This is a genomic window from Treponema sp., from assembly GCF_017430385.1.
GTDB lineage: Bacteria > Spirochaetota > Spirochaetia > Treponematales > Treponemataceae > Treponema_D.
This window is the reverse complement of the sequence record NZ_JAFRNB010000026.1, coordinates 1-9,369: the sequence shown is the minus strand read 5'-3', so window position 1 is coordinate 9,369 and position 9,369 is coordinate 1. Positions and strand designations below refer to the sequence as shown.

The 9,369-nt window shown below is 46.1% G+C and carries 10 protein-coding genes; 9 read left to right on the top strand and 1 reads right to left on the bottom strand.

Annotated features, from left to right (window positions below):
- From IJJ71_RS01970 to IJJ71_RS01935, 8 genes are all read left to right on the top strand, one after another.
- Window positions 1-297 (top strand): Fur family transcriptional regulator (locus IJJ71_RS01970; RefSeq protein WP_296844999.1); only part of this gene is annotated, 297 nt, incomplete at its 5' end.
- A 51-nt stretch (window positions 298-348) separates the two neighbouring features.
- Window positions 349-1,332 (top strand): metal ABC transporter substrate-binding protein, encoded by a 984-nt coding sequence (locus IJJ71_RS01965; protein WP_296844998.1) that lies wholly within the window; start codon window positions 349-351, stop codon window positions 1,330-1,332.
- A 165-nt stretch (window positions 1,333-1,497) separates the two neighbouring features.
- Window positions 1,498-2,238 carry a metal ABC transporter ATP-binding protein gene (locus IJJ71_RS01960; protein ID WP_296844997.1) on the top strand — a complete coding sequence of 247 codons (741 nt, stop codon included), beginning with the start codon at window positions 1,498-1,500 and terminating at the stop codon, window positions 2,236-2,238.
- A 58-nt stretch (window positions 2,239-2,296) separates the two neighbouring features.
- A complete protein-coding gene (locus tag IJJ71_RS01955) occupies window positions 2,297-3,214 on the top strand; it encodes a metal ABC transporter permease (protein WP_296844996.1) in 918 nt (305 codons plus the stop codon).
- Window positions 3,215-3,362: 148 nt separating this feature from the next.
- Window positions 3,363-3,878, top strand: coding sequence for a hypothetical protein (locus tag IJJ71_RS01950; RefSeq protein WP_296844995.1), 516 nt, complete (start codon window positions 3,363-3,365; stop codon window positions 3,876-3,878).
- An 80-nt stretch (window positions 3,879-3,958) separates the two neighbouring features.
- Complete coding sequence (locus tag IJJ71_RS01945; protein WP_296844994.1) at window positions 3,959-5,035, top strand: GGDEF domain-containing protein; 1,077 nt, start codon at window positions 3,959-3,961, stop codon at window positions 5,033-5,035.
- 125 nt (window positions 5,036-5,160) lie between these two features.
- A complete protein-coding gene (locus IJJ71_RS01940) occupies window positions 5,161-6,675 on the top strand; it encodes an OmpA family protein (RefSeq protein WP_296844993.1) in 1,515 nt (504 codons plus the stop codon).
- Window positions 6,676-6,716: 41 nt separating this feature from the next.
- Window positions 6,717-7,013, top strand: a complete 297-nt coding sequence (locus tag IJJ71_RS01935; protein ID WP_296844992.1) for a hypothetical protein — start codon at window positions 6,717-6,719, stop codon at window positions 7,011-7,013.
- 101 nt (window positions 7,014-7,114) lie between these two features.
- On the opposite strand, the gene IJJ71_RS01930 is transcribed toward IJJ71_RS01935, so the two are convergent.
- Complete coding sequence (locus IJJ71_RS01930; RefSeq protein ID WP_296844991.1) at window positions 7,115-8,623, bottom strand: IMP dehydrogenase; 1,509 nt, start codon at window positions 8,621-8,623, stop codon at window positions 7,115-7,117.
- 254 nt (window positions 8,624-8,877) lie between these two features.
- Between IJJ71_RS01930 and IJJ71_RS01925 the strand changes: the two genes are divergently transcribed.
- Window positions 8,878-9,369 (top strand): branched-chain amino acid ABC transporter permease (locus IJJ71_RS01925; RefSeq protein WP_296844990.1); only part of this gene is annotated, 492 nt, incomplete at its 3' end.

Below are 9,369 nucleotides of genomic sequence, written 5' to 3'. Positions count from 1 at the left end.
GGCAAAAACATCAGCAAAAGCTCCGTCTACCGCAATCTGGCCGAGCTTGAAGCCGAGCAAAAAATCAAGCGGGTCACAAAGACGGGCAGCAAGGAATCCTTCTACCAGTTTTTCGACAATTCCGAGTGCAAGAATCACATTCACCTTTCCTGCACGAAATGCGGCAAAATCTTCCACCTCGAAAGCGAGCAGACCGAAAAGCTTGTGAACGAAGTGGAACTGGCCGACGGATTTGAAATCAGCCGGAGCGAAACCACGCTGTACGGTGTGTGCAAGGATTGTGGAGTTAAGAATTAGCAGGGAGCGGTTAGCGGTTAGCAGTTGCTTTGCTAAATGGAGATTATTTTTATGAGAAAAATTCTTTTAATCTGTGTGAATCTGTGTAATCTGTGGTTTGTTTTGAATTTCACTTCCTGCCAGAAAAAATCCAGCTCGGAGCAGGCTTCTTCTGCAGGAAAAATTACTGTGCTTGCTACGATTTTCCCGGCTTACGACTGGGCTAGAAATCTTGCGACTGGAAGTGATTCGGTTTATGTCGATATGCTTTTAAAAGACGGCGTTGACATGCACAGTTTTCAGCCATCGGCTTCGGACATCGTAAAAATTTCTACGGCTGATATTTTCATTTATGTAGGCGGTGAATCTGACGCCTGGGTTGAAACCGCGCTCAAAAATGCACGCAATGACAAAATGATTGTCATCAACCTCATGGACAAACTCAAAGGCTTTGTTAAACAGGAAGAAATTGTCGAGGGAATGCAGCATGATGAGCACGACCACGACGAGCACGGCCACGATGCCAACGAAGAAGAAATTGAAAATGACGAGCATGTATGGCTCTCTTTGAACAACGCGATTGCAGCATCAAATGAGATTGCGCGTGCTTTAATGGAAAAAGATGAATCAAATTCTTCTATATATATGGCAAATCTTGTCTATTATGTAGACAAACTTTCTGCGCTCAAGCAGGAATATGCGGATAAATTCGGCGGAAAAACAATTCTCGTCTGTGACCGATTCCCATTCCTCTATCTCACGGATGAATTCGGAATCAAATATTACGCGGCTTTCATCGGCTGCTCTGCCGAAAGCGAGGCAAGTTTTGACACAATCGCCTTCCTTTCAGTCAAGCTGCACGAGCTCAAATCGCCGGCAGTTTTCGTGACAGAAAGTGCGGACAAAAAAATCGCCAGAACGGTTATTTCAAACGCAGGAGCAAAAGACTGTAAAATCATCCAGCTTGATTCAATGCAGTCAACAACCTTCAAACAAGCCCAAAATGGAGCAAGCTATCTGGACATCATGCGGGCAAATCTTGAGGCATTGAAATAAATTCCTCACAGAGCTTTTGAGGGCACAGAGAATCTTTCGTAATACGAAGTTTTATACCACAATCATGTGCTTTTTTTTACGATGTATTTGAGGTGTGAAACTTGTTATGTCAAAAATCCCTCTGTGTACTCTGTGGCCTCTGTGAGAAATTTAAAAAGGAACATTATGGCACAGCTTACTTGTGAAAATCTTACTTTGGGTTACGACTCAAAGATTATCATCAAAAATCTCTCTTTCAGCGTGAACGCGGGGGATTACCTTTGCATTCTCGGCGAAAACGGCTCAGGAAAAACCACGCTCATGAAGACGATTCTGCATCTGATAAAGCCGCTCGAAGGCAAAATCACCACCGGCGACGGTTTGCTTGCAGACGAAATCGGATACCTTCCGCAGCAGACCATGATCCAAAAGGACTTTCCTGCCAGCGTACGCGAAATCGTGCTTTCAGGCTGTCAGTCACGATGCGGACGAAGGCCTTTTTACAATAAGGAAGAAAAACTTCTTTCCGCAAAGGCGATGGCAAAAATGGGAATCAGCGAGCTTTCAAAACGCTGTTACCGTGAGCTTTCCGGCGGCCAGCAGCAGCGGGTTTTGCTCGCACGAGCCTTGTGCGCGACACAAAAAATGCTTTTCCTTGACGAACCTGTTAGCGCGCTCGACCCGACAGCACAGGAAGAAATGTATTCGCTTATCGAAGGCCTCCACAAAGAAGGAATCACGATTATTATGATTAGCCACGACATTGAGGCGGCATTGAAATACGCAACGCATGTCCTTCACATCGGAGAGAGCATTTTCTTCGGAACAAAAGCCGAATTCATCCACAAAACGACCTGCCCGGATTGCAACGGCCAGATTCAGAAAATCTTGTGGAACGGAAAAAGGAAAGTGGAAAAAGGAAAGTAGAAAACTGAAAGTGGAAAGTGGAAAACGGAAAACAGATTTTTTTTGAGGAGCAGATTTTATGTTGCAGGATATAATTAATACATTTCATTTGAATTTTCCTTTTGTGCAGAGGGCTTTTATTGCGGGAATTTTGGTCGCGCTTTGCTCTTCTTTGCTCGGAGTCACGCTTGTTCTCAAACGATTCAGCTTTATCGGCGACGGTTTGAGTCATGTTGCTTTCGGGGCAATGTCGATTTCGGCCGTTCTTCAGACATTTATGGAAAATCTTTCGCGAAACGCCTCATTCAGCGAAAAAGGAAGCGCGTTTTTCACTTTGTTGTCGGATTTGCTCCAGAATCAAATGTATCTCGTCCTTCCGATTACCGTGATTGCCGCGATTTTGCTTCTTCGCACTGGCAAGAACACCAAAATTCAGGGAGATGCCGCCGTTGCCATGATTTCTGTCGCATCCCTTGCGCTCGGCTACCTGATTATGAACATCTTTAAGCCGTCGAACAATCTTTCGGGCGATGTATGTACGACACTTTTCGGCTCGTATTCAATTCTCACGCTCACACCGGCCGAAGTCTGGCTCTGCGTTGGCCTTTCATTGACAGTAATTGCCGCATTCATCATCTTCTACAACAAAATTTTTGCGGTCACTTTTGACGAATCTTTCGCCCAGGCCGTTGGAACCCACGCAAGCGTCTACAATCTCGTGATTGCAATCATCGTCGCGGTAATAATCGTCCTCGCGATGAACCTCGTCGGCTCCCTTTTGATTTCCGCACTCGTGATTTTCCCGGCTTTGGCCAGCATGAGAGTTTTCAAAAGCTTCAAATCTGTTACAATATGTTCTGTGATAATAAGCGTGAGCTGTGCGCTTGCGGGTCTTCTGATTTCTGTTCCTGCAGGAACCCCGGTCGGCTCGACAATCGTTGCCGCAGACCTGCTTGCGTTCATCAGCTTTTATATTGTAGGAAAAGTGAAGGGCTAGAAATGAACTCTTGGGCGCTACCTGCCTGACGGCAGGTCGGGCTTTTCACGGTTCCGCTGACGCTTCATTGTTTCATTCGCTGCGCTCATTACACAACGCTTCGCGCCGTTACAATCCCTAGCGCGTTTGCTTTTCAGGAGGTGTTTTTATGAAAAAAATTGTCGTTCTTATTTCAATTTGTTGTGTTCTTCTTTCCTGCAAGGGGAAATCCACTGTTGAGACCAGCTTTGCGATTCCTGAAAATGCCCTGCCAATCGAGGAACAGGCGGTTGCCCAGAATGAAGCCACTTCCGTAAAATCAACGACAGCTTCTGACGGAACAAAAATTGACTACGACCTTTCCGAGATGAATTCAAACATGGTCTACTCTCAGGTTTTCAACATGATGATTGAGCCGGAAATTTACGATGACAAAGTTGTTAAGATGCGTGGTAATTTTGTTGCTTATGAAAACTCACCTACGGCAAACGGCGGAACATCTTACGCGGTTATAATTTCAGACGCTCTGGCTTGCTGCCAGCAGGGAATTGAATTCAAATACGATTTTGCAGGCAAACTCCCGAAAGAAGGCGACGTAATCACGGTTACAGGAGTCTACGTTACGGCTATGCTTTCTGACGACATGGTATACAATTACGTCAAAGCCGATTCAGTGGAAATGTGAACATAGCTTTTCTGTGTTACCGCTAAAAATTGCAGTTTTTTTGACAGTGCGGATTTCCTGTGTTACAATGGAAAATTAATATGAACGAAGAAAATCTTTCCGCTATTGAGCTTTACATGAACCGCGTTTTCAAGCTGGTTATTCTCGCAGCCCCGGGGGCAACACTCTGCGCTGGCCTTACTTATACGGCGATAAAATTCCTCGGTTTCTACCCGATGGTTCCTCTTGCGGGTCTTCTGATTTTTGATTCAACGTGTGCCCTCTACTTTTTTACAGCCATTATGTTCGTTTTGCATTGCGAAACTCCCGACGGATATTTAAAACCGAACATCATCAAATATGGTAAAATATTTCTTGCGATTCTTGAAATCATCCAGTGGAATTTCATCTCTTATCTCATTCCCTGCAGGGACTTTTGGGCATACGGGGCATTTTTCATCCTTTTTGCAGTCTTCTTTCTCGATCACAAATTCACTCTTTTGATCAGTGCGGAAATCGTTGTCTCCCTCGCAGTCTCATGGATTGTCAAGGGCGATGCCCTTCTTCCCGCAAACGACGGGCTTTTTATCCCGAACCTGATTATCCGTGCGGTGAACGTTTCTCTTGTGGTCATAGCCCTTTGGCTCATCACATATCTTATCGAAAAACAGCTTGCAAAGGAACTTGAAAGACTTGCCGACTACGACGCGCTCACGCTTTTGCACAACCGCCGCAGCATGAAAAGCCACATTTCAAGCGTGATGAGGCAGGCAGAAAAAGGCGACGGCACTTTCACGCTTTTGATGTGCGATTTGGACAATTTCAAGCGAATCAACGACACTTACGGTCATGACTGCGGCGACCTCATCCTCAAGACGGTTGCAAACATCATCAGCTGTGACGTGCGAAAGGATGATGCGGTTTTCCGTTACGGCGGCGAGGAAATTCTTGTGATGGTTCGTGCCGACAATAAAATCACGCACAAAGTCGCCGAGCGAATCCGAAAGGACATCGAAAACGAAAAAATCACCTACAACGACAAAGACGTGGGAATCACCGTGACAATTGGACTGGCGAGCTACAAGCCCAATACCACGGTTGAAGACTTGATTAAAATCGCCGACGAAAAACTCTATATCGGCAAGAATAACGGCAAAAATCAGGTCGTTAACCAGTAAATGCTGCGCCAGGATTGGAGCACCGCCGAAGGCGTTCCGTAGCGAAGCGAAGGAATGAGGGTTACCGAAGTGCGGAAAGCCTGTAGCCCGTTAATTGCGCTATGAAAAATACCGATAATCTTAGCATGAAAAGAATTGCTTTATCGGTACTTGCTTTTATTTTGGCTTTTTCGGCGTTTTCTCAGACAAAAATCTCTTATGCGGGAGATTCCAGCTATAAACTTGTTGAACGAACGAATCTCCGCCGGTATGTGAACGGAAAATATTCGGGCTTGACCAGTCGCGAGGTACATTCTTTTATCGGCCGCGCTTTTGCACCTGATGGCGTGCGTTCTTTGGCAGGCGACCGCTGGTATGACGGCAATTTCTTTGTTATGGAAGAGACTTTGCGCAATTCAAAGGCGACTATGGCCGGAATCCACGAGGCAATTCCTTCTGTTTTCAAAATTTCTGCTGACGGAAAGATGACGATGTTTCAAGACAACGGTTATCCGACTTTCCGAAGTTTCCCGTCATATACAACGCAACAGCTAAAACCGGGCGATTCATGGAAAGGCGAAGGAGAGCGGGCTGTTGACCCGATGAACAAAGGCATTTTTACGAGGATGCCGATTCTTGTTCTTTACACTTTTGACGGCGAAGAATTATATCGTGGCGAGAAAGTTTTTAGAATCAAGGCAATCTGGCAAACAAATTATGGATTTTCGAACTTGAATTTTGATCCGAAAGGCGACTCGACTTTGAAAAAGGCAACTGGCGGGCACAAGGCTGATATCATCGTGCGTGCTTCAACAGGCGAGGCAATCTTAATCACGGACAATGTTGACGAAACTTTTGCCTACGCTGACGGAACTCAGGTCAATCTGAAAGGCACAATCACGCTCTTTACGGAATATCCGCCGGCTACAGACCACGACAAGCTGATTTTTGCGCTGAACAGAATCGCGCGCGCAGACACGACAACCCCGGCAACAGGCAGCAAAAAAAATCAGGCTGCTGGAACTGGCACGGCTAGCGCAAGTTCTGCGGGAACAGGCTTGGCAGGCGCGGGAACTGGTTCGGCATCAGGAAAATCGGGCACATCAAGCAAAACCGGCTCTTCCTCTGCAAGCTCAGTTGCGACAGGCACCAGCTCGGCAAGCGCGGGCACGGCCACATCAGGAAAATCTAGCTTGCCAAGCAAAACCGGCTCTTCCTCTGCAATTTCTTCCTCATCGGGCATAGGCTCGGCACAATCAGGCTCGGCACAAACATCTTCCGGCGACAAAAACAACATGGTCTTTGAAGAAACTCCTGCCGGAATCCGGCTTTCCGTGCGTGACATAAAATTCAAGGCCGACAGTGCAGAAGTCCTCGCAAGTGAAAAATCCCGCCTGGACGAAATCGCAGATGTTCTGAAACTCGCGCCAAATTCTCAGTTCCTGATTGAAGGACACACGGCGAGCGTAGGCAAACCCGCCGGAGAACAAAAACTTTCCGAAGAGCGAGCAAAAAATATTGCCGCCGAACTCGCAAAACGCGGAATTCCGGCGGCAAACTTCATCTGTAAAGGTCACGGCGGAAATAAGCCGATTGCAAGCAACGACACAAATGAAGGCCGCGCTCAAAACCGCCGCGTCGAAATCACTATTTTGGAATAGAATTCTTGCTTTCTCTGCGGCCTTGGGTATATACTTTTTATATGAAGAAAATTCTGGCAAGTGTTTTTTTGTGTCTCAGCGTCTCTCTGTATGCGGAAGAAAGCATTTCGCTCAAAGCGATTGCCGATGAACGCAGGGAAATCCACGAGCAGGAGCAGAAAGAAAAGCTGGAGCAATCTTATTTCGACAAAAAATCCTCGCAGAGTCAGGATGTCTCATATCTTGGAGTGGCTGGCTATCTTTCAGCCATCGTCCTTGGCACGGTTTTGGCTCCACAATCCCCTGAAAGCTACCGTCAGTTCAAAGCGGCCGAAAAAGCAAACAGTTCAAATCCATAAAAACTGACTAACCCATCCTCAGTTTCCTCAAAAAAAACACAGGACAAGCAAAGCAATGTCCTGTGTCGATTTTCAATTTTCAGTTTTAAACTTTCAATTTACTAGTTCTGCATTGATGTATTTTTTACGATGACATCATGTGCGCCGCCCTCTGTGATTGAGACAGAAGAAACGAGCGTGAGCTTAGCCTTTTCCTGCAATTCAGGAATTGAAAGTGCACCACAGTTACACATTGTATGAGTTACCTTGCGCAAAGTCATTCCAACACCGTCATGCAAATGACCAGCGTAAGGAACATAAGAATCAACGCCCTCTTCAAAAGCCATTGATTTTTTGCCGCCCAAGTCGTATCGCTGCCAGTTGCGTGCGCGGTTACTTCCCTCGCCCCAGTACTCTTTGACATAACTTCCGTTCATGACGAGCTTGTTTGAAGGAGACTCGTCGAATCGTGCGAAGTAGCGGCCGAGCATTACGAAGTCTGAGCCCATAGCCAAAGCCAAAGTGATGTGATAATCCTGAACGATACCACCGTCAGAACAAATAGGAATGTAAATGCCAGTCTTTTTGTAGTATTCGTCGCGAGCCTTTGCAACTTCGATTGTAGCAGTAGCCTGACCACGACCGATACCTTTCTGCTCACGAGTGATACAAATTGAACCGCCGCCGATACCAATCTTTACGAAATCAGCACCAGCCTCAGCCAAGAAGTTGAATCCGTCAGCATCAACGACATTTCCGGCACCTACGCGGACATTCTTTCCGAATTTTTCGTGGATGTCTTTGAGAGCCTTTTCCTGCCAGTAAGAATAACCTTCGCTAGAGTCGAGAACGAAAACATCTGCACCAGCTTCAAGCAAAGCCGGAACCCGCTCCATGTAATCGCGTGTGTTGATACCAGCTCCGACGATGTATCGGTGCTGCGCGTCAAGCAATTCGAGCGGGTGAGTTTCGTGAGTAGCATAGTCTTTTCGGAAAATCAAAGAAACGAGATTGCCGTCTTTGTCAACGACAGGGAGCTGATTGACCTTTTTGTCCCAGATAATCTCGTTTGCTTCGCTCAAAGTGATTCCTTCCTGACCAGTTACCATGTCAGCGAGCGGAGTCATATATTCAGAAACTTTTGAACCAGGTTTGCAGTGAGAGATTCGGAAATCTTTTGAAGTGATGATTCCGACGAGCTTTCCGTGAGCAGTTCCGTCCTCTGTAACGGCACAAGTTGAGTGACCAGTTTTTTCGCTGAGAGCGATGACTTCTTCGAGAGTCTGATCAGGACGAACATTTGAATCAGAAGTTACGAATCCTGCCTTGTAAGACTTAACGCGGGCAATCATCGCAGCCTGATCTTCGATTGACTGGCTTCCATAAATGAAGCTGATTCCGCCCTCTTTTGCAAGTGCGATAGCCATTTTGTCATCCGAAACAGCCTGCATTACAGCAGAAACCATCGGAATATTCATTGAAAGCGGAGATTCCTCGCCGGCCTTTTTATTGTACTTAACGAGCGGTGTACGCAGGCTTACATTGTCAGGAATACATTCCGCACTAGAATAGCCCGGAACCAAAAGGTACTCACCGAAAGTGTGAGACGGCTCAGAAAAATAAAATGCCATGATTTTCTCCCATAAAACTCGCACACGCGGGTCAATTTTTTTAAAAAATAAATTGAAATAGTATATCAAAAATAAAAGGCTGGGGGAAGATATTTTTTGCAAAGTAATCCAAAGAGTAATTGAAAAGTTTGGTGAATAAGCGTTATAATAGGATAACCCGCAATGATGTGGCACGGTGCTATGCCGTGACTGTATTGCGGGCGTTTTTATTTTAAAATATAATAGAAAGGAAAAAGTATTTTCTGGAGAACACATTGAACTCGACTTCTATTTTTATTCAGCAGTTCGTGAACGGTCTTTCGCTCGGAAGCATTTACGCACTGATTGCGCTTGGCTACACGATGGTTTACGGAATCGTCAAGCTGATTAACTTTGCGCATGGCGATGTAATGATGATTGGAGCCTACGCAGGCTATTTCGTGCTCACGGCTCTGGGCACAACTGCACTCGGAATGAGCCTCGCTTTTGTTGCGGCCATGGTAACATGTGCGCTTTTGATTATTTTGATTGAGCGCGTCGCATATCGTCCGCTCCGCACTGCCCCACGCCTCAACTCTCTTATCACGGCAATCGCAATCGAACTGATTTTGCAGAATCTCATGCGAGTTCTTCCTTTTGTCGGTCCAAATCCTCGCCAGTATCCTACAATGGCAACGGTCAACTTCAACTGGGGTCTTGTCTCAATCTCGAACATTCAGGTAGTCGTAATCGTTTTGAGTGCGGCCCTCATGATTATTCTCAATTAT